Source organism: Stenotrophomonas sp. SrG, assembly GCF_050031795.1.
GTDB classification, from domain to species: domain Bacteria; phylum Pseudomonadota; class Gammaproteobacteria; order Xanthomonadales; family Xanthomonadaceae; genus Stenotrophomonas; species Stenotrophomonas rhizophila_A.
This window is the reverse complement of sequence record NZ_JBNBBE010000270.1, coordinates 1-270: the sequence shown is the minus strand read 5'-3', so window position 1 is coordinate 270 and position 270 is coordinate 1. Positions and strand designations below refer to the sequence as shown.

General features: G+C 68.1%; 1 protein-coding gene. It reads right to left on the bottom strand.

The window, feature by feature from the left end:
• The coding region (locus tag ACQG3P_RS19805) for a DUF3247 family protein (RefSeq protein ID WP_426805998.1) at positions 1-116 on the bottom strand (116 nt) is incomplete at its 3' end.
• Positions 117-270: the final 154 nt, after the last annotated feature.

Here is a 270-nt window from a genome sequence, read left to right as displayed (position 1 = left end):
CGGCCATCTTGCCTGGTGACTTCGACCTGGGTCTGGCCTTTGAGCTGGGGCAGCAGGGCCGCGAGCTGGGCGATGTCGGCCGGGTTCGTGTGAATGCGGGGGGCGATGCGGGACATGCGGTTCCTTTGATTCAAGTCCGTCCGGCCAGGACGCTGCGTACTGCGGTGACCAGCTGGGCGACCGAATAGGGTTTGGCCACGTGTTCCGGGAAGCCCGAGGCCAGCGCGCGCTAGCGGTCGTCGGCACGGGCCAACGCGGTCACCGCCACGA